We start from the raw sequence: 22,321 nt of genomic DNA, 5'->3' as shown, positions 1-22,321 counted from the left end.
CGATCGGCCCCGACCGATCGAACGTCGCGAGCCGCGGGTTTAAATCCGAACCCCGGGCCAGAATCGACGAATGGTCGGCTCCGGACTCGAGGTCGTCGTCGATCCCGTCTTCACGCTGCAGGTGGTAGGATGGGTGTTCGCGGGAGCGTTGCTGGGATGCTGTAGCGGCCTCGTTCCGGGATTGCACGCCAACAACTTCGCGCTGTTGCTCGCGGGGTTCGCCACCGCCGTTCCCGGGCCGCCGCTGTTCGTCGGCTGTGCGATGCTCGCGGCGGGGGTCGTCCACACCTTTTTGAACGCGGTCCCGGCGATGGCCCTCGGGGTTCCCGACGCGGAGATGGCCGTGACCGCACTGCCTGGACACCGGATGGTCCTCGCGGGCCGGGGCCACGAAGCCATCCGGCTGTCGGCTATCGGGAGCCTGCTCGCCGTCGTCGCCGCAGTGCCGCTGGCGATTCCGGTGACCTGGAGCGTGACGACCGTCTATCCGACGGTTCGCGCCAACCTGCCGCTCCTGCTCGCAGCCGTGGCCGTCGCGTTGATCGCTTCGGAACCCACCTGGCGCGCCCGTCTCGTGGCGACCTTCTCCTTTTCACTGGCGACCTGTCTCGGAGTGCTGACGCTGGATCTCTCGCCGAACGCACCGCTCGAGGCCGGCGGAACCCTCGCGCCGCTGTTTGCCGGCCTGTTCGGCGCGCCGGTGTTGATCGACGCCGTCTTCGGGGGCGGCGTCCCCTCCCAGCGCGGCGATTCGATACGACTGTCTCGACGGCTGGTCGCAGTCACTGCGCTCGCTGGCGCGCTCGCGGGCGCGATCGTCGGGTACATCCCCGGGATTTCTGCGGCCATCGCCGCCGTTGCCGTCCTGGTGCTGGTTCCCGGCGACGCCGGCGACCGCGGCTACATCGTCGCGACGAGCGGCGTCGATACGGCCAACACGATCTTCGCGCTGTTCGCACTCGTCGCGATCGACCAGCCCCGAACGGGCGTCATGGTCGCCGTCGAGGAGGTCGGCGTACCGCTCGAAGTGCCCGTTCTCGTCGCGGGAGTCGTCCTCGCCGGCGTGATCGGCTTCGTGCTCGTCGTCGCCGTCGGGGACGCCTACCTCGCGTTCGTCGGCGACGTCCCGTACTGGCGGATTTCGGCCGCAGTGCTCGGCCTTCTGGTCGTCCTCTCGTACCTGTTCACCGGAGTCGTCGGGATCGTCGTATTCCTGGTCGCGGCAGTGGTGGGACTGGTCCCCGTTCGACTGCGGGCGCGGCGCGTCCACCTGATGGGAGTACTGATCGGCCCCCTGATACTCGGAACGTCGTTCTAGTCTCGTTTCACAGACCGTGTCGAGACGGCAGCTATTACTGACGGTACGTTGGCGTGTACCGTGGATCGATTTCACATGGTTGATGCAACGATCGACGTCATCTACCGCGGCGGCCTCGAGTGCGACCAGAACTACATGGTCGAGGGACGGACGGTCGGGACCCACGACGAGCCGAACCCGGACCTCGAGTACGACGAGATCCCGGTCTGGAACCTCGTCATCGATCACCCCGAAGCGACCATCCTCTGGGATACCGGCTCCCACCACGACGCGCTGGACGGCCACTGGCCGGAGGACCTCGTCCAGGCGTTTTACCCGTACGACGCCCACGAGCACCGACTCGACGACGACCTCGAGCAAGCCGGGTACAGCATCGACGACATCGACGCCGTCTTCCAGACACACCTGCACCTGGATCACGCGGGCGGCCTCGAGTTCTTCGCGGGGACGGACGTGCCCGTGTACGTCCACGAGAAGGAGTTGAAGTTCGCCTACTACAGCGCGAAAACCGAGGCGGGAAGCGGCGCGTACGTTCTCGAGGACTTCGATCACGACCTGAACTGGGAGATCATCCACCGTGATCGCGAGGAACGCTTCGAGGACGTCGAGTTCGTGCGGTTCCCGGGTCACACGCCGGGGCTGACCGGGACGGTGGTTCACCTCGACGACCAGACTCTCGTGTTCACCGGTGACCAGGTCTATCAGGCACCGAACTACGAGGACGAGGCTCCGCTGGGCGTTGGCCTCCTCTGGGGCAAGACCGAGTGGCAGGAGAGCATTCACCGGATCAAGGAGATCGAGCGACGCCACGACGCCGAGGTCGTCTACGGGCACGACGCCGAGCAGTTCGAGGCGATCCGTGACGGCTGGGGACGATGAGGGGGTACGACCGATCCGTCTCCGCCGCGGATCACGAACTCGGACCGGAAACCGTCTGGCACCTCCAGCTGCCCGAGATCCGGTTCGGCCGAGACGCCGTCGAGGAACTGGGCTTCCAGTTGGCCGGGCAGGGCGTCACCGAGGGGGCTCACGGCCTGCTCGTCACCGACGAGACGCTGGTCGACGTCGGCCACGCAGACCGGGTCACTGACCACCTCGAGGACGCCGGCTACGACGTCACCGTCTGGAACGGCGTCGAGCGCGAGCCGTCGATCGAGACGGTCGATAGCTGTATCGAGTTCGTCCGCGAGAACGAGGGCGAAGACGGCTACGACTTCTACCTCGGCTTCGGCGGCGGCAGCTGTATGGACGTAGCCAAGGGGACCCGCGCAGTGGTGGCAAACGGCGGCGAGGTACTCGATTACATCGCCGAGCCGACCGGGAACGGCGAGTCGCTCACCGAGTCGGGGCCGCCGCTGATCCTCATGCCCACAACGGCCGGCACCGGTGCCGAAATCTCGCCCGTGGGCATCTTCGCCGTCGAGGAGAAGGAGATCAAGGAAGCCATCTCGAGCAATCACGTCCGGGCCGATGCGGCCGTCCTCGATCCGACGTTCACGACGACCCTCCCGGCCGAACAGACCGCCAAGACGGCGATGGACGCGCTCGGACACGCAATCGAGGGCTACACCACGCACCCGTTCGACGGTCTCCTGCGGGCGTCGGATCCGAGCGAACGACCCGTCTACGCGGGACGAACCGAACTCACCGAGCTGTTCTCGGAGAAGGCCATCGAGTTGCTCTCGGGCAACGTCCGGCGGGTCGTCCACAACGGCGACGACGTGGAGGCTCGCGCCGCCATGCTCAAGGGCGCGCTGTTCGGGGCGATCGCCGGTCTGACGGCCGGCGCGACGCTCTGTCACGCGATGGCGTATCCAGTCGGCAACAAGTACCACACCTACCACGGGGAGACCATCGCCGTCCTGACGCCGGCGAGCACGCTCGGCTACAACGCCGCCAGCGACCCCGAGCGGTTCGTCGAGGTCGCCGAGATGCTCGGCGCGGACACCGACGGCATGGGAACCCGGGAGGCCGCCGATCAGGCCCGACGGGAGTACGTTCGCCTCCAGCAGGACCTCAACGTGATCCCCAGCGGCCTCAACGAACTCGCTGGCATCACCGAGAACGACGTCGACTGGCTCGCGAGCCAGACCGTCGAGACCCAGCAACGGTTGCTGCGGTGCAATCCGCGGCCCGTGACGACGGAAGACGCCGCGGAAATCTTCCGGGACGCCCTCTACAACTGGGAGTAGTCGCTACTCGTCGGCCGCTCGAGCGGCCGACACTACCCGTTCGACGTGCTCGCGTGAGACCGGGTTCGTGGTCTCGCCGCCTTCTTTGAGCGCCGTGCCGACGATGACGCCGTCGGCCCCAGCGGCGAAGACCTCCGCCACGCTCGAGGCCGTGACGCCGCTGCCCACGAAGACCGGGACGTCTGCAGCCCCGTCACCGTCGTCGCCGCTCGAGAGCGCGTCTGCAACGCGCTCGACGTCCGCGAGCGCGGTCTCGGTTCCGGTGCCAGGACCGGAGACGATCACGCCGTCCGCACGGCCGCGCTCGACCGTTTCCATCGCCGCCCGCTCGAGCCCCGTATCGCCGACCGGCGTGGCGTGTTTGACGTGGACGTCGGCCAGGATCGCGACGTCCGCCGCGATGCGCTCGCGCAGTCGGAGCGTCTCGTGTGCTCGCCCCTCGAGCAGTCCCTGATCCGTCGTTGCTGCGCCGACGTGAACGTTGACCCGGACGAACGCGGCGTCAACCGCTGCGGCAATCGAGAGCGCAGCTTCGGCGTCGTTTCGCAACACGTTGACGCCCAGCGGGACGTCGACGGCGTCCCGCAGTTCCGAGGCGATCGCCGTCATCTCCGCGACGACGTGGGGGGGCACCTCGTCGGGGTAGAACGGTGCGTCGCCAAAGTTCTCGATCACGATCGCATCGACGCCGCCCGCCTCCAGTCGACGCGCGTCCTCGCGAGCGCGACGGCGGAGTAGCTCGCGGTCGCCGTCGAACGCGGGCGCGCCGGGCAACGGCGGCAGGTGGACCATGCCGACGACGGGCCGGGCCGTCCCCAATCGCTCGAGCAAGTCGGTCGAAGACATACTCCGAGTGTCGATCCCCGTGACATAAGTCGGCCCGGTTCGATACCCGGCAAGGGCCGCCCCCTCCGCGGCCGTTTTCGGACCGAGGTCGTAACGACCGGGTATGTCGAACCTGTTCGAATCGGTGACGTTGCGCGACAGCCGAATTCCGAACCGCCTCGCCGTCTCCCCGATGTGCCAGTACTCCTGTGACGCCGACGGTCTCCCCACCGAGTGGCATCGCGTCCACTACGGCAGCCGCGCCGTCGGCGGTGCCGGGATCGTCATGACCGAGGCGACCGCTGTCGAGCCACGCGGCCGGATTACGCCCGCGGATCTGGGTATCTGGAGCGACGACCACGCGGCTGCCCTCGAGCCGATCGCGTCGTTCGTCCGCGAGCAGGGTGCCGTGCCGGGTATCCAACTGGCCCACGCGGGCCACAAAGCGAGCAAACGACGCCCCTGGGAGGGGAACACGCCGCTGTCGCCCGAGGAGGGCGGTTGGGAGGTCCTCTCCCCGTCGTCGGACGCGTATCCGCCGTTCTCCGGCGACCGGCCGGCGATCACGAAAGCGACCGAGGACGACCTGCAGGCGGTCGTCGAGGCGTATCGGACGGCGGCCGCCCGATCGCTAGAGGCGGGCTTCGAAATCGCCGAGGTACACGCCGCCCACGGCTACCTGCTCCACGAGTTCCTCTCGCCGGTGACCAACCGCCGCGATGACGCCTACGGCGGGAGCTTCGAGAACCGGACGCGGCTGGTTCGGGAGGTGACCGCAGCCGTTCGGGAGGTCTGGCCCGACGACAAGCCGGTCTTCGTCCGTATCTCGGCCACCGACTGGCTCGACGACCGAGCGTCCTGGACGCTCGAGGACTCGGTGCGTCTCGCCGACGATCTGGCCGACTTGGGCGTCGATCTCGTCGACGTCAGTTCCGGCGGGATTCACCCCGAGCAGGACGTCGCGGGCGGGCCGAACTTCCAGGTCCCGTTCGCGGAAGCGATCCGCGACGGCGCGGACGTGGCCGTCGGCGCGGTCGGCGGGATTACGGAACCCGAACAGGCCGAGGCGCTCGTTCGGAACGGCCGTGCCGACCTCGTGCTCGTGGGTCGGGAGTTCCTCCGGAACCCGTACTTCGGACTCGAGGCTGCAGAACGCTTCACCGAGGATCCCGCCGACCGGTGGCCCGTCCAGTATCGGCGGTCACGACGCCGATAGACGGACGTCTCGGAAGCGGAGTTGTTTAGTACTCCCGAACATGATCACGCCCACTCCCACGCGGTGGGAATCGAGTCGCCTTTTCAACGAGTCGCGCCGCCTATCGGAGACGTACGCAGTATGTCCAAACGAACGCGACGAACCGTCCTGAAAGCCGCAGGAGCCTCGACGCTCGCGATTACCGCTGCTGGCTGTCTCGGCGGTGGCGACGGTAACGGCGACGACGATAACGGCGACGGTAACGGTGACGACAGCACCGGTGGCGGCGACGACGAGTTCGAGATCTCGCCCGACGAGACGATCGAACTCGAGGGCTACACCACCGGCTGGGAAGGCACTGCTGGCGACATCGACGGCGTCGAGAACCCGACGCTCGTCCTCGAGGAGGGCGAGGAGTACACCATCGAGTGGACCAACGGCGACGGCGCAACCCACGACCTCCAGCTCCGTAACGACGACGACGAGACCCTCGAGGAGACCGACGACGTCGGCGACCAAGGCGAGAGTGCGACCCTCGAGTTCGAAGCCTCCAGCGAGATGACCACCTACATCTGCTCCTACCACGAGCTCCAGCAGGTCGGCGACCTCGTCGTCGAGTAACGACCGCGAACGACCCCTCCTGCACGTTCCCACGCATTCGTTTTTCCGACCGTCTACGGATTCGACCGGTCAGTGCCCACGTCGGACTCCTCGAGCGCCGACACCGCACGGTCGACGTTTGCGGCGGCGATCGGACGGCCGTCCGCTCGAGCGTCGTGAACGCGGTGTGATGTGGCGGTGGAGCCCCCCTTACGATCGAAGAGGGTACGGCACGCTTCGATCACGTCGGTTTTCGCCGCCGTTACCAGCACATCGGCGACTCTGCGATCCAGATGGGGTACTCGGGCAAGAAAGCGTTCGAGCGCTTCGACGAGGCGGAGGTTCGAGCGTCCGTGATACTCACCTGGGGTCGGCGACCACCTGATCCCCTGTGATCGTCCGACGACGGTGCTAGTCGTCGGTCCACTTGATCGAACAGCCTTGCGACGGCTTCCACTCGAGATCGACCGACTCGCCGGCGAGGACGGACTCGATCGCTTCGCGGATATGGAAGCGGGTCGGTTCGTCCTCCGGGTTCAGGGCGTCGTCGAGTCGGCCCTGGTAGACCAGCCGGAACGTCCCGTTCTCCCGCGCAAAGAGGAACGGATCCGGGGTACAGACCGCACCGTACTCCCTGGCGACCGCCTGGCTCTCGTCCCTGAGGTAGGCGTCGTACTGGATGGTACCGTCCTCGACGTACTCCCGCATCGTCTCGAACGAATCCTCGGGATACTCCTCGGCGTCGTTCGGGTTGATCCCGACGACGGCCACCTCGTCGTACTCCGCGGCGAGCTGGTTCAACAGGTCGAACTTCGCCTTCGCGTACGGGCAGTGGTTGCAGGTGAAAACGACCAACAGCGCCCCGTTGTCGGCGAACGACTCGAGCGTGTAGGTCCCGCCGTCGGCACCCTCGAGTTCGAAGTCGGGTGCCGGATCGCCAGCCTCGAGTGCCGCGTCCGATTGTTCGAGGGTCATACGCGGACGTTTTCCCCGAAATCCCTTAAGAAGTCGGTCCCCGGAAATCGGGTCGTCGTCTCGGCCCAGCGGGACGGCCCACATATTTGTACCCCCCGCGATATCCATGACGTATGAAAACGCTCGAGGTCACGGACGAGCAGTACGAGTACATCCAGAAGCTTCGCGAAGAGATCGCCGCGGACGTCGTCGGCAAGTACGGCTTCGTCCGGGAACAGGACGCCGTGCAGTTTCTCATCGACAACCTCGCCGACGAGGTCGATCTCGACGTCGACGTCGAAAGCTCCGCGGCCGACGACGTCGCGGCGTCGGTCGGTGCCGCGATCGACGGCGACCCCGACCCGAACGAACTCGAGGAGATCACGTACGACGAGACGGCCGAGACCGACCCCGGATCGGACGGCGATGCCTCCGACGCGGACGTCGACGACTCCGTGCCCGACGACTCCGGCGACGACGTTGCGGGGAGTTCGACGGACGAAGCCGACGACGAAACGGACGACGAGAGCGACGACGGGGACGGCGAGGGCGGCGCGGCCGACGACGACGACATGCTCGACGAGATGATGAGCCTGCTCGAGACCCACAACGACAAGTGGGAGGAGTCGGATTCGGCGGATTACCGATACACCGTCACCCTGCCCGACGGCTCGACAGAGGACGTCCAGACCAAAGACGACGTGCGGGCGTTGCTCTTCAAGAACTACCGGTGACCCCGATCGGGCTCGAGCGACGGCCGCCCTACACCCCCGTCAGGGGGTCATCACGACCTTGATACAGTCGTCGGCCTTCTCGTTGAACGTCTCGTACATCTCGGGGCCGTCCTCGAGGTCGGCCTGGTGGGTGACGACGAACGAGGGATCGATCTCGCCGTCCTCGATCTTCTCGAGTAACGGATTGAGGTAGCGCTGGACGTGCGTCTGACCGGTCTTCACCGTCAGCGATTTGTTCATCAGCGGGCCGAAGGGGACGTTGTCCGACTCCCGGATGTAGACTCCCGGTATCGAGAGCGTGCCACCCTTCCGACAGCACTTGATAGCCTCGCGGAGCACGTACGGGCGGTCGTCCTGCAGGTGGATCTCCTGTTTCACCTTGTCCGTGATCCCCTCGAGACCGATGCCGTGGGCTTCGGTACCGACCGCGTCGATGCAGGCGTCCGGGCCGCGACCGCCCGTCATCGCCAGCAGGCGGTCGTATACGTCCTCGTGCTCGAAGTCGATCGTCTCGGCGTCGCCGTGCTCGCTCGCCATCTCGAGGCGTTCCGGAATCCGGTCGATGGCGATCACCTGGTTCGCGCCGAACATCCAGGCGCTCTGGATGCAGAACTGGCCGACCGACCCACAACCCCAGACGGCGACCGTGTCGCCGTCCTCGATGTCGGCGTTCTCAGCGGCCATGTAGCCCGTCGGGAAGATATCGGAGAGGAACAGTACCTGTTCGTCCGCGAGGCCCGAGTCGACCTTCACGGGGCCGACGTCGGCGTAGGGGACCCGCAGGTACTCCGCCTGTCCGCCGGCGAAGCCGCCGAGCATGTGCGAGTAGCCCAGCAGGCCCGCCGGCGAGTGGCCCATCGCCTTGCTGGCGACCTCCGCGTTCGGGTTCGAGTTGTCACACAGCGAGTACAGCTCCTCCTGGCAGAACCAACACGAGCCACAGCTAATCGTAAAGGGGACGACGACCCGGTCGCCGACCTCGAGGCGGTCGACCTCCTCGCCGACCTCGACCACCTCGCCCATCGGTTCGTGGCCGATGACGTCGCCCTCGCGCATGCCGGGCATGTAGCCGTTGTAGAGGTGGAGGTCGGAGCCACAGATCGCGGTCGCCGTGATCTCGACGATCGCGTCGGTCGGGTCGACGATCTCGGGGTCGGGCACCTCCTCGACGCGGACGTCCTTCTCGCCGTGCCACGTGAGTGCCTTCATTGCGGGATCACGGTCCGACCCTCACTCAGGCGGCGGTTAAAGCCAGGCCCTGTGTGTGCGTCGCGAGGCGGCGATCTCTCGGGGAACGAGACGGAAGAACAACGTTTTTACTCGCGGTCGCGCTTCGCGTTGGTATGAGCGAACGCGAGGTGCTCGAGTTGCTCCGTGAGAACGCGCGGTATACGACGGCCGACATCGCGCGGATGACCGACCTCGAGGAGAGCGAGGTCGAGGCAGCGATCGAGGAACTCGAGAGCGCAGGCGTCGTCCGCGGCTACCGGGCGGTCGTCGACTGGGACAAACTCGAGGAGGAGACGGTCCGGGCCGAGGTCGAACTCAACGTCGAACTCGACCGTGAGACCGGCTACGGCGACATCGCCGAGCGCCTCGCACGCTTCCCCGAAGTCAAGGCCTTGCGGCTGGTCAGCGGCGACTACGACTTCGACATGGAGGTCGAGGGCGACTCCATTCGCGAGGTCTCGAAGTTCATCAGCGAGAAGGTCGCGCCCGTCCCCGAGATCACCCAGACCGTCACCCACTACGTGATGACCTCCTACAAGGAGCAAGGGATCGAACTCGGCGACGGCGACGAGGACGACCGCCTCTCCTTCTCGCCCTGACCGACCATGAGCTTCGAACTCTCAGAGCGGGTCCGACAGGTTCCCCCGTCCGGAATCCGCCGCTTTTTCGAGATCGCCGAGGAACGCGACGAGGTCATCTCGTTGGGCGTGGGCGAGCCCGACTTCGCGACCCCGTGGGCCGCCCGCGACGCCGCGATCACCTCGCTCGAGCAGGGGAAGACCTCCTACACCGCGAACCGCGGGAGACGCGACCTTCGGGAGGCGATCGCGGGCTACGTGGCCGACCGGTTCGACTTGGGCTACGACCCCGACGAGGAAATCATCGTCACCGCCGGCGCGAGCGAGGCGGTCGATCTCGCCTTCCGCGCGTTCGTCGACCCCGGCGACACCGTGGCCATTGCCCAGCCGTCGTACATCTCCTACGAACCGGGCGCGATCTTCGCCGGCGGCGAGGTCCTCCCCGTCCCGACGAGAGAGGAAGACGACTTCCGGCTCACCGTCGAGGCGCTCGAGCGGGCCGGTGCTGACGAGGCTGACATGCTCGTACTCTGCTATCCGAACAACCCGACTGGCGCGATCATGCGCGCCGAGGACCTCGCGCCGATCGCCGCGTTCGCGCGCGAGCACGACCTGGTCGTCCTCTCCGACGAGATCTACGCCGAACTGACCTACGAGGGCGAGCACACCTCGATCGCGACCTTCGAGGGGATGCGCGAGCGGACCATCGTCTTCAACGGCTTCTCGAAGGCCCACGCGATGACCGGCCTCCGACTCGGCTACGCGCTCGGCCCGGCCGACGCCATCGGTGCGATGAACAAGATCCACCAGTACACGATGCTCTCAGCGCCGACGACGGCCCAGTACGCCGCCCTCGAGGCGCTCGACTCCTGCGACGACGAGGTCCGCGAGATGGTCGACCAGTACGATCGGCGTCGGCGGTTCGTCCTCTCGCGATTCCGGGAGATCGGCATGGACGTCTTCGAGGCCAAGGGTGCGTTCTACTGTTTCCCCGAGGTCCCCGAGGGGTTCACCGCCGAGGAGTTCGCCGAAGACGCGCTTCGCGAACAGGGCGTCGCCGTCGTCCCCGGCGACGTCTTCGGGACCGACGGCGAGGGCCACCTCCGTGTCTCCTACGCGACCGGGCTTCCCGACCTCCGAGAGGCGATGAACCGACTCGAGGCGTTCGTCGGCGATCACGTCTGACTCGACACCGGTTGTCGAGCGTTCGGCCCGACCGGTCGTCGGGAGGTCGGTCGAAAGTCCGTCTGCGGGGAGTCGCTGCCGCCTCGAGCGGGATCGTGAGCGAGTGACGACACGCGTCGGGAGTAATCGGCGACGAAGTTCGGCGACAGGTTGCCAACTCGGCCGGGTCGACGTAATACCGGATTACTCACGACGGCACGTTCCCGGGAGTCTCGAACTGGCATTCGGGAAGAATTGGGAGTATAGTGGCTGAAAACGGCGGATACGGTTCAGTGGGCATATCCGCTTCGAAAGCGGGTGTGTTTCACCGGACGAACGATTCTGGCGGCGCGTTCCGCCTCGAGAGCCTGATTCGACTATCCTCCCATTTGACTGTCATTGACTGCCGTCCGATAGGTCCTGGCTGCCGCGCGAGTGACGGTCCGTTCGCGGGCGTCACACCAGCGAATGCCCGGACGGTTGCCGCCGCACAATTGCCTGTTATCGGCGGCAGCACCGCGATATCGGCGAAACGCCGTCCGGCAGCGATGTCGACTCCGAGCGGCGAAATCACGAGTGGCCGAGAGTCACCCCTCCCTGCAAATCCCCGTAACAGACGGTTCCACGAACCTACCACCCATGCCCCCGAGATATAAGAAATAAATCAATTTCGTACCCGCTCTATTACAAAGAACGTCGCGAGACACGCTCGAGGTGATGGTTTCACAAATACCGCTACAGCAGGTACAGGTGCCCGACTACCTCCAGGACCCAATCGCCGAGATGGTCACGTTCGCACCCCGGTTGATCGGCGCGCTGGTCATCCTCCTCATCGGCTGGGTTCTCGGACGCGTCGCGGCCGGCATCGTTGCGCGCATCACCGATCGCGTCGAACTCGACCGGATGGTCCTCGAAACGCCGCTCGGACGGATGCTCGGCGGAACCGAGAGCGCGGTGTCGAACGCGTTCGGCACGCTCACGAAGTGGTTCGTCTACGCCGTCGCGATCCTCGCGGCGTCGAACGTGCTCGCGATTCCGGCGCTCTCCGAGTGGATCGCCACCGCGGTAACGTACCTCCCGTTGCTCATCGCGGGGATCGGCGTCATCGTCCTCGGGTTCGTCGTGGCAGACTTCATCGGCGACGTCATCGAACGGACGCAGGCGGCGACCCAGACGGCGTTCACCGGAGCGTTCGCCAACGGCGTCAGGATCTTCCTGTACTTCACCGCGATCGTGATCGGCCTCGATACGATGGGGATCGACGTCGGGATCCTCTACGTGTTCGCTCGCGCGCTCGCGTGGGGACTGGCCGCCGCCGTCGCGATCGGCGTCGGCGTCTCGTTCGGCCTCGGCGGCCGCGAGTACGTCGCGGAGAACATCGGTGACTGGGCGAGTCGAACGCCGTCGCTGTCCCAGTCCGACCAGCGCGGGCCGGGTGCCGGTCCGAGTCCGAGCGGCGACGACGACTGACCGCGGCGGTCAGTCGACGGAGACGGATCGTTCCGGTTCCGGTTTCCGCGCTTCGCTCGGTTCGGCGAAGAGCGGTTTGACCGGAACGACGACGTGCGATTTCTCGAGTCCGCGATCGCACTCGCGGGACTTCGCGTAGTGGACGACGTCGTAGCGGTCGCCGTAGAGCGTCTCGACGCCGTCGAGGAAGCGCCCGAACGCGTCCCGGTCGAACTGCTCGGACGCGACCGCATCGGTCCGTACAACCAGTCGTTTCCTCGTGACGGTGACGTCGAGTCGCCCCTCGCAGGCGTACTCGAGGTCGTCGATCCGGTTCCGAACCGCCCCGATCCCCGGACGGTCCGTTCGCAGTGCGGGGAACGACGCGTAGACGCTGTACGCGTCCGGATCGGGACTGCGAGCGACGTATCGCCTCAAGAATCGTAACAGGGAATCCATGGGTAACGAGACGTAGCGGTTGTGAACGGGATGGATGCCGATGTGAGCGACCTCCCGCGATCACCGTTGCGCTTTGGCTCTCCTCTCGCGAGGGGAGTAATACGTCTTTGGAACGACGTCGGTCCGTTCGAGCGACAGGATTCCGTTCGGAACGGTTCGCCGTTCGATCGCTTCTGGGCGCTGAGTTACCGAACTGTCATCGACTGAGTAATCGCCGAGTCACGAACAGTTTTCCCGGTCGCCCGCCCTCGAGTTCGTATGGTCGACTACCGTCCGATCCCGGACGAACGGGCGCTCTTTCACCGGTACCGACAGTACGCCTTCCGGCCCGAGGCAGGGCCGAGGCCGTACGACCCCGACGAACACGACACGCCGCGGGCGCGAATGGGCGAGCGACGCGGGATCTTCCCGGACGACGGCGACGACCCCCGGTGCGTCTGTCGGCACTACTGGCTCGCCGCCCACGTTCGCGGCGAGGATCACCCCACGGCCGGGTTGGCGTCCGTCGCAACGCCACCCGAACACCGCCGGCAGGGGTACGTGCGGCGACTGCTCGAGGCGTCGCTCGCGGAGTACCGCGACCGGGACTGTCGGTTCTCGGTTCTCTGGCCGTTCCAGTACGCCTTCTACCGGCAGTACGGCTGGGAGGCGGCAAACCGGATCGCCGTCCACGAGTGCGCGCCGTCCGTCCTGTCCTTCGCCCGCGATCGACTCGAGTCGGACACTGACGGTTCCGCATCCGGTCGGTACCGCCGACTCACGGCCGACGAGTACGGAGAGCTCGAACCCGTCTACGAGGAGTATCGGAAGCGCCACGCCCTCGCGCTCGAGCGCGACGAATCGTGGTGGCGACACCGGGTCTTCGCCGGCCACGACGACGATCCGTACGTTTACGCGTACGAACGCGACGGCACGGTTCGCGGCTACCTCGTGTACGCGATCACGAATCGAACCGCCGACGAGTCAGACGACGGTCGGACGATGGCCGTCGACGAACTCGTCGCTGCCGACCACGAGGCGTTGCTCTCCCTGCTCGCGTTCTGTGCCGATCACGACTCGCAAGTCGCCCGGGTCGAGTTCCAACTGCCCGAAAGCGAACCGTTTCACGCGACCGTCGCCGACCCCGACGAGGTCGAGACGACGCTCGAGACGGGGCCGATGGTCCGGATCGTCGACGTCGCGGCGACGCTCTCCGCGCTGGCCTATCCCGACGTCGACGCCTCGATCACGTTCGCCGTCGACGACCCGCTCGCCGACTGGAACCGCGGTACGTTCGAGCTATCCGTGAGCGACGGAACGGCCGCCTGCGAGCCGACGGCCGAAGATCGGGCGGACGTCAGCCTCGACGTGGCCGCCCTCTCGCAACTCGTCGTCGGTACGCGGTCCGCGAGCACTCTCGAGCGGACGGGCGACCTGACGGTCGACTCGGGGACGGCACTGGAGACGCTCGATGCGCTCTTCCCGTCGACGACCGTCTACCTCGGGGAGTTCTTCTGAATCGAGTCGATCGGCATGACGGGCTCCTCGATCGACCGGGCGTTCGCCACGACGGCCGCTGCTCGATCGTCGACCGTGGCCGCGACACTGAAATACCCGCTTACCGAAACGGAACAGTACTGGCAGCCGATGGGTCACACAGGTGGTCGTTCTCCGGAGAGAACGAATCGCGTCACGGGGTCGGCGGGGGGTGAGGAGTCGTGACGCCGCACTCGATCCCCGTCGTCGACCGCGTCACGGACGCCTTCTTCGCCCTCGACACCGACTTCCGCTTTACGTATCTCAACGAACGGGCCGAGGACTTGCTCGAGCGCTCGCGCAAGGAGCTGATCGGCCGAGTGATGTGGGACGAGTTCCCCCAGACCGTCGAGACGCAGTTCCCCGACGGTTTCCACCGGGCGATGGACGAGCAGGTTCCCGTCTCCTTCGAGATCTATCACACGCAGGTCGAGACGTGGTTCGAGACGCGGGCCTACCCCTCCGAGTCGGGGCTGTCGGTCTTCATGCGCGATATCACGGACCGGAAGCGCCAGGAGACCACGCTGGCCCAGCACGCCGCCGTCATCGAGGCCATCAACGATGGCGTGTTCACGCTCGATCGGAACCGGGAGATCGTCACCGTCAACGACGCCCTCGAGGGGTTCCTCGGGGAGGACCGCGACGCCCTCGTCGGCGAACACGTCGAGGTCGTCCCCGAACTCGCCGCCATCGACGACGGCGACGCCATCGAACTCGGGCGCGCGATCACCGACGTCGACATCGGTACCGCGGAGGGGCGTCAACTCGAGATCCCGTTCACCGACGACGACGGGATCGAACGGATGGGCGAGTTCCGCGTCGTCCCCGTGGAGGACAACACGGCGACGGTCGCCGTCGTCATCAGGGACGTGACAGACCGCCACGAGTACGAACGCGTCGCCGCCTCGCTGCACGAGGTCACGCGCTGGCTCCTCGAGTCCGACGATCCCGAAGAGATCTGTGCCATCGCCGTCCACGCGGGCAGCGATCTGCTCGATCTCCCTATCAGCGGCGTCTGGTTGCTCGAACAGGAACACGGCTATCTCGATCCCGTCGCCGGGACCGCGGGCGCACACGAGGAGTTCGGCGGCCTTCCGCGATTTCATCCGAACGAGGGGCTCGTCTGGGACGTCTTCGAGTCCGGCGAGGTCGAACACTTCGACAACCTCGAGGACGTCGACGGGATCTACAACCCCGACACGCCGATCCGCTCGGAGATCATCGCACCGATCGGCACCCACGGGGTGATGATGACCGGATCGCTCGATCCGCACCGCTTCGAGGAGACCGACGTCGAACTCGTCTCGACGCTGGCGGAGAACACCCGCGCCGCGCTCGACCGTGCCGACCGCGAACGCGTGCTGCGGGAACGCACGGAGGAACTCGAGCGACAAACCGAGCGACTCGAGGGAGTCGCGACCGTCCTCTCGAACGACCTCAAGGCCCGCCTCGAGGAGGTCGCCGACGCGGTCGGCACCGACGACGACTGGGAGTTTCCGCTCGCGGACGAGTCGGTCGAGACCACGCTGGATCGCGCGGAGCAACTCGTCGACGACGTCCGCGAGTTCGCCCGTAACGCCACCGCCGTCCGAACCCGCAGTCGGATCGACCTCGAACGTGCGGTCGAGGAAGCCATCGCAGCGTCGGGACTCGACGACGACGCCGTTACGGTCGATCACTCGGCCACGCTCCGGGCCGACGCAGATCGGTTCGTCCACCTGCTCGAGACGGTGTTCGACGACGTCGAGGCTCGCGCGGCCGACGACGTAACCGTACGGATCGACGTCGTCGGCCCGGCCGAGGGTCGGACGCGGGGTATCGTGCTGGTCGACGACGCGGCGGAACCGCCGCCGGACCCCCACGAGCAGTTGCTCGATCCATCCGGGAAGCGAGAAGGAACGATCCGGGGGCTCGGCCTCGCGCTCGTCCGGGCCATCGCCGAAGCCCACGACTGGAAACTGTTCGTCGAGGCCGACGGCGAGACCACGCGGATCGAACTCCGCGAGGTCACCACCCTCGAGCCGGCGGCCGAGACCCACTGAGTTCGCAGCCGAGCCTCGAACTCACTCCTTCAGGACGGTCTCTCGCGTCAGATCGCGACAGAGTTCCCGGTAGTCGTCTGCCGCGAGCAGTTCCTCGACCGTTTCGTCCAACTGGGCACGCAAGACGGCCAGTCGGTCCTCGAGCCGGTCGTACTCGTGGCTCGCCTTCCGTTCGGCGTCCGGTTTCTCCCGGTCGAGCAACGCTTTCTTCGACGCGAGCGCGAAGAACTCCTGTAGCTGTTCGTCGTACCGGGAGCGCAGGTGAAGCCCCTCGATCGTCTCGACGAGTTCCTCCTTCGTGACGGGTTTGACGAGGTAGTCGTCGATGCCCATCCCCACGATTTCGAAGTCGGGTTCGATCGCCGTCACCATCGCGACCCGACAGTCGAGGTCACGCTCGCGGATCGTCTCGAGGACGGTATCCCCCGAAAGGCCGGGCATTCGCCGGTCGAGCAGGAGGATGTCGACGTCCTCGTCGATCGCCTCGAGGGCCTCCGTACCGTCGTACACCGCGGTCGGTTCGGCGGCACCCTCGAGCCAGGCGACGTAGAGGTTGGCCAGATCGGGCTCGTCCTCGACTACCAGCACGCGTGGAGACTCCGTCGTCATCGATCGTATCACCCCGGTACGGCTGTCGGTTGCTCGACACTGGGTACCGAGATTACAATAAGCTACGGGTTACGCAACTGGCACGATCGGAGCGCTCACGACGATTGAGAGTGGACCGCTCGCGAGGAACGATCGTTCCGAACTGGCCGTCGGCTTCCGAACGGGTGTACGCCGACGATCAGTGGCTACTCGAGTTCCACGTCGATCGTCGAGCGATAGTCGGCGATCGTCGCCGCGTCGGTCTCGATGGTGTCGTCGGCCACCGAAATCCCGAGTCGGCCGTCCGTCGTCGCCGACCCGAGCGAGACGACCGGCGCGACGCCCTCGAACGCCTCGCGGACTTCCCCGGGGTCGGTCGTCTGGACGAGCGCGCGGCCGGGCTGTTCGTGGAACAGCGCGCCAGCAGCACCGGCCGTCCCGTCGGGAACGGGAATCGACACCTCGAGACCGGCCTCGGGAGTCACCATCTCGGCCAGCGACACCGCCAGCCCGCCGTGGCTGACGTCGTGGGTGGCGAGCGTCGCGTCCGCGTCGGCGACGGACGCGAGCGTCTCGACGAACGCGGCGGAGCCGTCCGGCAGCGCCGGGAACCGGTCGCTCCCGCCGAACTGCGCGAGGTACTCGGAGCCGCCGAGGCGTACGTCCCCCGACTCGAGACCGACGTCGCCGATCAGGAGGAGTTCGCCGTCGGCGGACGTGACCGACAGCGGCGGCGCGTCGTAGCCGTCCTTCGTCCCGACGAGCGCGAGCGTCGGCGTCGGCGGGATCGGGCCGGCCGCGGAGTCGTTGTACAGCGAGACGTTGCCCCCGACGACCGGCGTCTCGAGCGTCGCGCACATGTCGGCCAGACCGTCGACGATGCCCTCGAAGCCGCCGTAGACGCCGGGCTTCTCGGGGTTGCCACCGTTCAGGCAGTCGACCGCCGCGTGGGGTGTCGCGCCCTTGGCCGCGACGTTCGTCGCGTTCTCGAGGGCGACCGCGCGGGCACCCTCGTACGGCGCGACGTCGGTCCAGTTCGGCGCGGCACCCGAGGAGATGGCGAGTCCCTGTCCCGCTTCGCGGACCGCGACGATCGCCGCGTCGTCGCCCGGCCCGACGCTCGTCCGGACGCCGACCTCGTGATCGTACTGGCGGTAGACCCACCGTTTCGAGGCCGTGTTCGGGCTCGAGACGACGGTCTCGAAGGCTTCCTCGAGGTCAGCGTCGGGAAGGTCCGTCTCGGGCTGGGCCGGTTCCTCGCTCTCGAGGTCGTTCATCGGCGCGCCCTCGCCGAGGAAGTAGGCATCCACGTCGACGACCGTCTCGCCTTCGAACGTGGCGACGTAGTTACCGTCGGTCACTTCGCCGATGACCGAACAGCCGAGGTCGAACCGCTCCGCGATCTCGCGCACTCGGTCGACGTTCTCCGGTTCGACCTCGTAACACATCCGCTCCTGAGACTCCGCGAGCAGGATCTCGAGGGCGTTCATGTTCGGTTCGCGCTGGTGGACCCGCTCGAGTTCGATGTGCGCGCCGAGGCCGCCCTTGGCGACCATCTCGCTCGAGGCCCCACCCAGGCCGGCCGCCCCGAGGTCGCGAGCGGACTCGATCAGGCCCTCTTCGATCAGTTGCTCGTTGGCTTCGATGAGCAGTTTCTCGGCGTAGGGGTCGCCGACCTGGACTGCTGGCCGGTCCTCGGTCTCGGCGTCCTCCGAGAGGTCCTCGCTAGCGAAGGAGGCCCCGCCGAGGCCGTCGCGGCCGGTAGCGTTGCCGACCAGCACGAGCTTGTTCCCCGGTTCCTGGGCTTCCGCGGTGACGAGTCGGTCTTCGTCCGTCAGGCCGACGCAGGCGACGTTCACGAGCGGATTGCCCTCGTAGTCGGGGTGGAAGTCGACGCTCCCCGCGACGGTGGGGACGCCGATGCAGTTGCCATAGTGGCTGATCCCTTCGACGACGCCCTCGAAGAGGTACTTCGAGTGCTCGCGGTCGAACTCGCCGAAGTACAGCGAATCCGCCAGCGCGATGGGGTAGGCACCCATCGACATGGTGTCCCGGACGATGCCGCCGACGCCCGTCGCGGCCCCGTCGAACGGGTCGACGTACGAGGGGTGGTTGTGGCTCTCGATCCCGAGCGTAATGTACGTCTCCGCGTCGCTCTCGGCGTCCTCGCCATTCGGTAGCGCGACGACCGCCGCATCGTCACCCGGCCCGACGACGACCTGCTCGCCCTCGCTCTCGAACGCGGAGAGGAGGGGTCTCGAGGAGCGGTACGCGCAGTGTTCGCTCCAGAGGTTCTCGAACAGCGCCGCCTCGGCTGGGGTCGGCTCACGCCCCAGTTCCTCGACGACGAGTTCGCGATCCGACTCGGCAAGACTCATTCATGTCGGTGGTGGAAGTCGGGGGGTAAAGGGGTTTCCATATGCACATTTGTGTATTCACTAGTCGAACTGAATTCTGGTTTCTCTCGGTGGTCCCTTCATTCCATCGACCCCCCGGGAGTGACCTGCTATTGCAGGTCGACGGAAAGCCTTTGAGGAATGCGGCCTTTAGCCAGCCTGACGGCCCGAAATCGGCCATGGTTTCAGACGAACCCTTGTTGGGTTGAAGCATTTTGTACCGACGGACGCCGTAGGCCATGCCGACGGTTTCAGACGAACCCTTGTTGGGTTGAAGCCCCGACCGACCTCGGTCCAGGAGGAGACGATCGAGTTTCAGACGAACCCTTGTTGGGTTGAAGCTCCATCCCACTCACGCGCCCGAAGTACACGCCAGCCGTTTCAGACGAACCCTTGTTGGGTTGAAGCTCACAAGTTACTGACCCGCTGGGTCAATCGAGAATGGTTTCAGACGAACCCTTGTTGGGTTGAAGCACAGGGTGGAGGCACTAACCGCATGACTGCGCCGGGTTTCAGACGAACCCTTGTTGGGTTGAAGCTCGACTACACGCTGACGACGGGTCACGCGACTGCTGGTTTCAGACGAACCCTTGTTGGGTTGAAGCCCCTATACTGGCAATCCAGTACAAGGGAATGACAGAGTTTCAGACGAACCCTTGTTGGGTTGAAGCAAATCACCGTCTGCTCGATCGAGCGAAATCCATGGGGGTTTCAGACGAACCCTTGTTGGGTTGAAGCAACCGTGAGATCGACGTCACCATAGCCTGTATTGGTTTCAGACGAACCCTTGTTGGGTTGAAGCGCTTGTCGATCTACGAAGGGATACAGAGCCTCAAGGCCGGTTTCAGACGAACCCTTGTTGGGTTGAAGCGGCGGCTACAACCTCGCGGACCCGATCTGGACGGGTTTCAGACGAACCCTTGTTGGGTTGAAGCCGTCGTGGACGATCGACTGGCTTGCCCCGCTCACGGTTTCAGATGAAGCCTTGTTGGGTTGAAGCTAAAAACAGTGATCTTCCATTCTTCCCGGACCCCCATCGTTTCAGTCGGATATTCATTGAAAGAGTCAAGGACTAATCCATCAGTTCGATCACAGTCGCCAGCGGTTCAGATGAATCGATGGCCGAGCGCGATCCGGGTCGAGCGAGCAGCAGTCGGTGATCCGATTTCGCGAGCCAACGGTCGGACCGGGGCGCTTTTCATCAGGCGTGATAAACGAACGGGTGTGCTGTCGGTCGAACTCCACGCCCACTCCGAGCTGTCGTACGACGGCCGTGACCCCGTCGAACTCATCCTCGAGCAGGCACAGGCGGTCGGCCTCGACGCGATCGCGATCACCGATCACGACGAAATCGACGCGAGCCTCGAGGCCGCTGCCCTGGCCCCGGAGTACGACCTCGTCGGAATCCCCGGGATGGAGATCTCGAGCAAGGCCGGCCACGTGCTCGGACTGGGCATCGAGGAACCTATCCCGCCCGGCCTCTCCTTCGAGACGACGATCGAAGCGATCCACGATCTGGGTGGGTTGGCGGTGATCCCCCATCCGTTTCAGGAGTCGCGACACGGCGTCATCGCGCGCATCTCACGGGAGGAACTGGCCAACGGCGACGCGATCGAGGTGTACAACTCCCGGCTGTTGACCGGGCGCTCGAACAGACAGGCCCGGCGCTACGCCCGGACGCGGAACCTGCCGATGACCGCCGGGAGCGACGCCCACATCAGCGAGATGGTTGGTCAGGCCGTCACCCGGGTCGACGCCGACGAACGCTCCGCCGACGCGATCCTCGAGGCGATCCGCGAGGGGAAGACGTCGGTCGAAGGAAAGCGCACGCCCTGGCGGATCAGCTTCCGACAGGCGGCCGGCGGCGTCAGCCGACGGGTCCGAAGCGGCATCATGGGGTTGTTCCAATGACGCTGCGGGGGGCGGATCCCGACCTCATCCGCGAAGCGATCAAGGACGGCGAGCCATTCCCGGGGACGACCGGCTTCGCTGGCGTCGTCGATGGGACGCTCGTGCGTGACGTGCTGGGCCGCGAGCCGCTGTTCGTCGAACGAACCGGTCCCGTGACGGCGTCTCGCGGCTGGGCGTTCCGGCCCGGCGACCTCGAGGAGCCGGTTCCCGTGCCCCCGGGAACGGCGACCGACGTGGCGTCGCTCGAGGACGACCGAGGGACCGAGGCCGCGTTCGACACACAGTGGACGCTGCCGGACCCCGACCCGGAGACCGACGCCGAGGCCGCACTCGAGGCGCTCGAGGCGGCGATCCGATCAGCGGCCGAGGCCGTCCGTGCGTCCGACCTCGAGGTCGCGGTCGCCTTCTCCGGCGGCGTCGACTCCGCGTTCGTGGCCGAACTACTCGACGCGCCGCTCTACGTCGTCGGCTTCCCGGACAGCCACGACGTCGAGGCTGCTCGTACGGCCGCGGACGTGATGGGGCGGGACCTGACGGTCGTCGAACTCGAGCCAGCGGACCTCGAGCGTGCGGTACCCGACATCGCTCGCGCGACGGGGCGAACGAACGCGATGGACGTCCAGATCGCCCTCCCGCTGTATCTGGTCGGCGAGCGGGTCGCCGCGGACGGCTTCGACGGACTGGCGGTCGGTCAGGGGGCCGACGAACTGTTCGGCGGCTACGAGAAGGTCGTCCGACTCGACCACCGCGTCGAGGCCGAGACGACCCGTGGGGCCGTCCGCGAAGGGATCCGCAGTCTCCCCGAGCAACTCCCCCGTGACGTGCTCACGATTCGGGCGACCGGCCTCGAGCCCGTCGCACCGTTGTTGCACGACGCCGTCGTAGCGGCCGCCCTGCGTTTGCCTACGGAACTCCTCGCCGACGACGAGACCCGAAAACGTGGCTTCCGCACCGTCGCCGCCGACTTCCTCCCCGACGAGGTGGCGACGCGGGACAAGAAAGCCGTCCAGTACGGCAGTCTCGTGGCCCGGGAACTCGATCGGTTGGCGCGTCAGAACGGCTTCAAGCGGCGAATGGACGACCACGTCACGAAGTACGTCGAATCCCTGCTCGAGGACGACGACCGACGCACCGACTGACGGCAGGGAACGTTTTCACGTCAGTCGTGGAA

19 protein-coding genes and 1 CRISPR repeat array are annotated in these 22,321 nt (G+C 66.3%); of the genes, 13 read left to right on the top strand and 6 right to left on the bottom strand.

Going from position 1 to position 22,321, the window contains the following annotated elements:
• Positions 1–70 precede the first annotated feature (70 nt).
• The 3 genes from TX79_RS00695 to TX79_RS00685 all read left to right on the top strand — a co-directional run bounded on the left by TX79_RS00695 (position 71) and on the right by TX79_RS00685 (position 3,510).
• Entirely contained in the window at positions 71–1,318 is a 1,248-nt protein-coding gene (locus TX79_RS00695) for a tripartite tricarboxylate transporter permease (RefSeq protein WP_049925088.1), read from the top strand.
• Positions 1,319–1,393: 75 nt separating this feature from the next.
• On the top strand, positions 1,394–2,197 hold the full coding sequence (locus tag TX79_RS00690) for an N-acyl homoserine lactonase family protein (RefSeq protein WP_049925086.1): 804 nt from the start codon (positions 1,394–1,396) through the stop codon (positions 2,195–2,197).
• Complete coding sequence (locus TX79_RS00685) at positions 2,194–3,510, top strand: hydroxyacid-oxoacid transhydrogenase (protein WP_049925085.1); 1,317 nt, start codon at positions 2,194–2,196, stop codon at positions 3,508–3,510. The genes TX79_RS00690 and TX79_RS00685 overlap by 4 nt, the downstream gene beginning before the upstream one ends.
• A gap of 3 nt (positions 3,511–3,513) precedes the next feature.
• Here TX79_RS00685 and TX79_RS00680 read toward each other — a convergent pair whose 3' ends face one another.
• Positions 3,514–4,356, bottom strand: coding sequence for a BtpA/SgcQ family protein (locus tag TX79_RS00680; protein WP_049925082.1), 843 nt, complete (start codon positions 4,354–4,356; stop codon positions 3,514–3,516).
• A gap of 103 nt (positions 4,357–4,459) precedes the next feature.
• Between TX79_RS00680 and TX79_RS00675 the strand changes: the two genes are divergently transcribed.
• Entirely contained in the window at positions 4,460–5,551 is a 1,092-nt protein-coding gene (locus TX79_RS00675) for an NADH:flavin oxidoreductase/NADH oxidase (protein ID WP_049925081.1), read from the top strand.
• Between the two features lie 120 nt (positions 5,552–5,671).
• The gene (locus TX79_RS00670) at positions 5,672–6,151 is read left to right on the top strand and encodes a PKD domain-containing protein (RefSeq protein ID WP_049925080.1); all 480 of its coding nucleotides are present in this window, start codon (positions 5,672–5,674) and stop codon (positions 6,149–6,151) included.
• Between the two features lie 390 nt (positions 6,152–6,541).
• Here TX79_RS00670 and TX79_RS00660 read toward each other — a convergent pair whose 3' ends face one another.
• Positions 6,542–7,105, bottom strand: coding sequence for a thioredoxin family protein (locus TX79_RS00660; protein ID WP_049925077.1), 564 nt, complete (start codon positions 7,103–7,105; stop codon positions 6,542–6,544).
• Between the two features lie 113 nt (positions 7,106–7,218).
• Here TX79_RS00660 and TX79_RS00655 point away from each other — a divergent pair, with 113 nt between their 5' ends.
• Positions 7,219–7,818, top strand: coding sequence for a hypothetical protein (locus TX79_RS00655; RefSeq protein ID WP_049925076.1), 600 nt, complete (start codon positions 7,219–7,221; stop codon positions 7,816–7,818).
• 39 nt (positions 7,819–7,857) lie between these two features.
• Here the strand turns inward: TX79_RS00655 and TX79_RS00650 are convergent, their stop codons facing one another.
• Positions 7,858–9,027, bottom strand: coding sequence for a zinc-dependent alcohol dehydrogenase (locus tag TX79_RS00650; RefSeq protein ID WP_049925074.1), 1,170 nt, complete (start codon positions 9,025–9,027; stop codon positions 7,858–7,860).
• A gap of 134 nt (positions 9,028–9,161) precedes the next feature.
• On the opposite strand from TX79_RS00650, the gene TX79_RS00645 reads away from it, so the two are divergent.
• From TX79_RS00645 to TX79_RS00635, 3 genes are all read left to right on the top strand, one after another.
• Positions 9,162–9,647 (top strand): Lrp/AsnC family transcriptional regulator, encoded by a 486-nt coding sequence (locus TX79_RS00645; protein WP_049925073.1) that lies wholly within the window; start codon positions 9,162–9,164, stop codon positions 9,645–9,647.
• Between the two features lie 6 nt (positions 9,648–9,653).
• Positions 9,654–10,811, top strand: a complete 1,158-nt coding sequence (locus TX79_RS00640; protein WP_049925072.1) for a pyridoxal phosphate-dependent aminotransferase — start codon at positions 9,654–9,656, stop codon at positions 10,809–10,811.
• 696 nt (positions 10,812–11,507) lie between these two features.
• Positions 11,508–12,260, top strand: coding sequence for a mechanosensitive ion channel family protein (locus tag TX79_RS00635; protein WP_049925071.1), 753 nt, complete (start codon positions 11,508–11,510; stop codon positions 12,258–12,260).
• A 9-nt stretch (positions 12,261–12,269) separates the two neighbouring features.
• Here TX79_RS00635 and TX79_RS00630 read toward each other — a convergent pair whose 3' ends face one another.
• Positions 12,270–12,698, bottom strand: coding sequence for a hypothetical protein (locus tag TX79_RS00630; protein ID WP_049925069.1), 429 nt, complete (start codon positions 12,696–12,698; stop codon positions 12,270–12,272).
• A 258-nt stretch (positions 12,699–12,956) separates the two neighbouring features.
• On the opposite strand from TX79_RS00630, the gene TX79_RS00625 reads away from it, so the two are divergent.
• Both TX79_RS00625 and TX79_RS00615 read left to right on the top strand, forming a co-directional pair.
• Complete coding sequence (locus TX79_RS00625; RefSeq protein WP_049925067.1) at positions 12,957–14,195, top strand: GNAT family N-acetyltransferase; 1,239 nt, start codon at positions 12,957–12,959, stop codon at positions 14,193–14,195.
• Positions 14,196–14,395: 200 nt separating this feature from the next.
• A complete protein-coding gene (locus tag TX79_RS00615; protein ID WP_049925065.1) occupies positions 14,396–16,255 on the top strand; it encodes a PAS domain-containing sensor histidine kinase in 1,860 nt (619 codons plus the stop codon).
• 21 nt (positions 16,256–16,276) lie between these two features.
• Here TX79_RS00615 and TX79_RS00610 read toward each other — a convergent pair whose 3' ends face one another.
• Both TX79_RS00610 and purL read right to left on the bottom strand, forming a co-directional pair.
• Positions 16,277–16,864 (bottom strand): response regulator transcription factor, encoded by a 588-nt coding sequence (locus tag TX79_RS00610; protein WP_049925063.1) that lies wholly within the window; start codon positions 16,862–16,864, stop codon positions 16,277–16,279.
• A 185-nt stretch (positions 16,865–17,049) separates the two neighbouring features.
• A complete protein-coding gene (purL, locus tag TX79_RS00605) occupies positions 17,050–19,221 on the bottom strand; it encodes a phosphoribosylformylglycinamidine synthase subunit PurL (protein ID WP_049925061.1) in 2,172 nt (723 codons plus the stop codon).
• A gap of 199 nt (positions 19,222–19,420) precedes the next feature.
• Positions 19,421–20,239: a CRISPR direct-repeat array (repeat unit 31 nt; unit sequence GGTTTCAGACGAACCCTTGTTGGGTTGAAGC).
• 224 nt (positions 20,240–20,463) lie between these two features.
• On the opposite strand from purL, the gene TX79_RS00600 reads away from it, so the two are divergent.
• Together TX79_RS00600 and TX79_RS00595 are read left to right on the top strand one after the other, a co-directional pair.
• Entirely contained in the window at positions 20,464–21,150 is a 687-nt protein-coding gene (locus tag TX79_RS00600; RefSeq protein WP_049925060.1) for a PHP domain-containing protein, read from the top strand.
• Positions 21,147–22,289: an asparagine synthase C-terminal domain-containing protein gene (locus TX79_RS00595; protein ID WP_049925058.1), complete on the top strand. Its 1,143-nt coding sequence runs from the start codon at positions 21,147–21,149 to the stop codon at positions 22,287–22,289. The genes TX79_RS00600 and TX79_RS00595 overlap by 4 nt, the downstream gene beginning before the upstream one ends.
• Positions 22,290–22,321 lie beyond the last annotated feature (32 nt).

The sequence above is a fragment of the Halopiger goleimassiliensis genome, assembly GCF_000455345.1.
Taxonomy (GTDB): domain Archaea; phylum Halobacteriota; class Halobacteria; order Halobacteriales; family Natrialbaceae; genus Halopiger_A; species Halopiger_A goleimassiliensis.
This window is presented reverse-complemented; position numbering and strand designations above follow the sequence as displayed.

What these genes read in the sequence shown, in the direction of transcription:
- TX79_RS00695 (WP_049925088.1), top strand. Translation starts at nt 71, where the DNA reads ATGGTCGGCTCCGGACTCGAGGTCGTCGTCGATCCCGTCTTCACGCTG.
- TX79_RS00690 (WP_049925086.1), top strand. Translation starts at nt 1,394, where the DNA reads ATGGTTGATGCAACGATCGACGTCATCTACCGCGGCGGCCTCGAGTGC.
- TX79_RS00685 (WP_049925085.1), top strand. Translation starts at nt 2,194, where the DNA reads ATGAGGGGGTACGACCGATCCGTCTCCGCCGCGGATCACGAACTCGGA.
- TX79_RS00680 (WP_049925082.1), bottom strand. Translation starts at nt 4,356, where the DNA reads ATGTCTTCGACCGACTTGCTCGAGCGATTGGGGACGGCCCGGCCCGTC.
- TX79_RS00675 (WP_049925081.1), top strand. Translation starts at nt 4,460, where the DNA reads ATGTCGAACCTGTTCGAATCGGTGACGTTGCGCGACAGCCGAATTCCG.
- TX79_RS00670 (WP_049925080.1), top strand. Translation starts at nt 5,672, where the DNA reads ATGTCCAAACGAACGCGACGAACCGTCCTGAAAGCCGCAGGAGCCTCG.
- TX79_RS00660 (WP_049925077.1), bottom strand. Translation starts at nt 7,105, where the DNA reads ATGACCCTCGAACAATCGGACGCGGCACTCGAGGCTGGCGATCCGGCA.
- TX79_RS00655 (WP_049925076.1), top strand. Translation starts at nt 7,219, where the DNA reads ATGAAAACGCTCGAGGTCACGGACGAGCAGTACGAGTACATCCAGAAG.
- TX79_RS00650 (WP_049925074.1), bottom strand. Translation starts at nt 9,027, where the DNA reads ATGAAGGCACTCACGTGGCACGGCGAGAAGGACGTCCGCGTCGAGGAG.
- TX79_RS00645 (WP_049925073.1), top strand. Translation starts at nt 9,162, where the DNA reads ATGAGCGAACGCGAGGTGCTCGAGTTGCTCCGTGAGAACGCGCGGTAT.
- TX79_RS00640 (WP_049925072.1), top strand. Translation starts at nt 9,654, where the DNA reads ATGAGCTTCGAACTCTCAGAGCGGGTCCGACAGGTTCCCCCGTCCGGA.
- TX79_RS00635 (WP_049925071.1), top strand. Translation starts at nt 11,508, where the DNA reads ATGGTTTCACAAATACCGCTACAGCAGGTACAGGTGCCCGACTACCTC.
- TX79_RS00630 (WP_049925069.1), bottom strand. Translation starts at nt 12,698, where the DNA reads ATGGATTCCCTGTTACGATTCTTGAGGCGATACGTCGCTCGCAGTCCC.
- TX79_RS00625 (WP_049925067.1), top strand. Translation starts at nt 12,957, where the DNA reads ATGGTCGACTACCGTCCGATCCCGGACGAACGGGCGCTCTTTCACCGG.
- TX79_RS00610 (WP_049925063.1), bottom strand. Translation starts at nt 16,864, where the DNA reads ATGACGACGGAGTCTCCACGCGTGCTGGTAGTCGAGGACGAGCCCGAT.
- purL (WP_049925061.1), bottom strand. Translation starts at nt 19,221, where the DNA reads ATGAGTCTTGCCGAGTCGGATCGCGAACTCGTCGTCGAGGAACTGGGG.
- TX79_RS00595 (WP_049925058.1), top strand. Translation starts at nt 21,147, where the DNA reads ATGACGCTGCGGGGGGCGGATCCCGACCTCATCCGCGAAGCGATCAAG.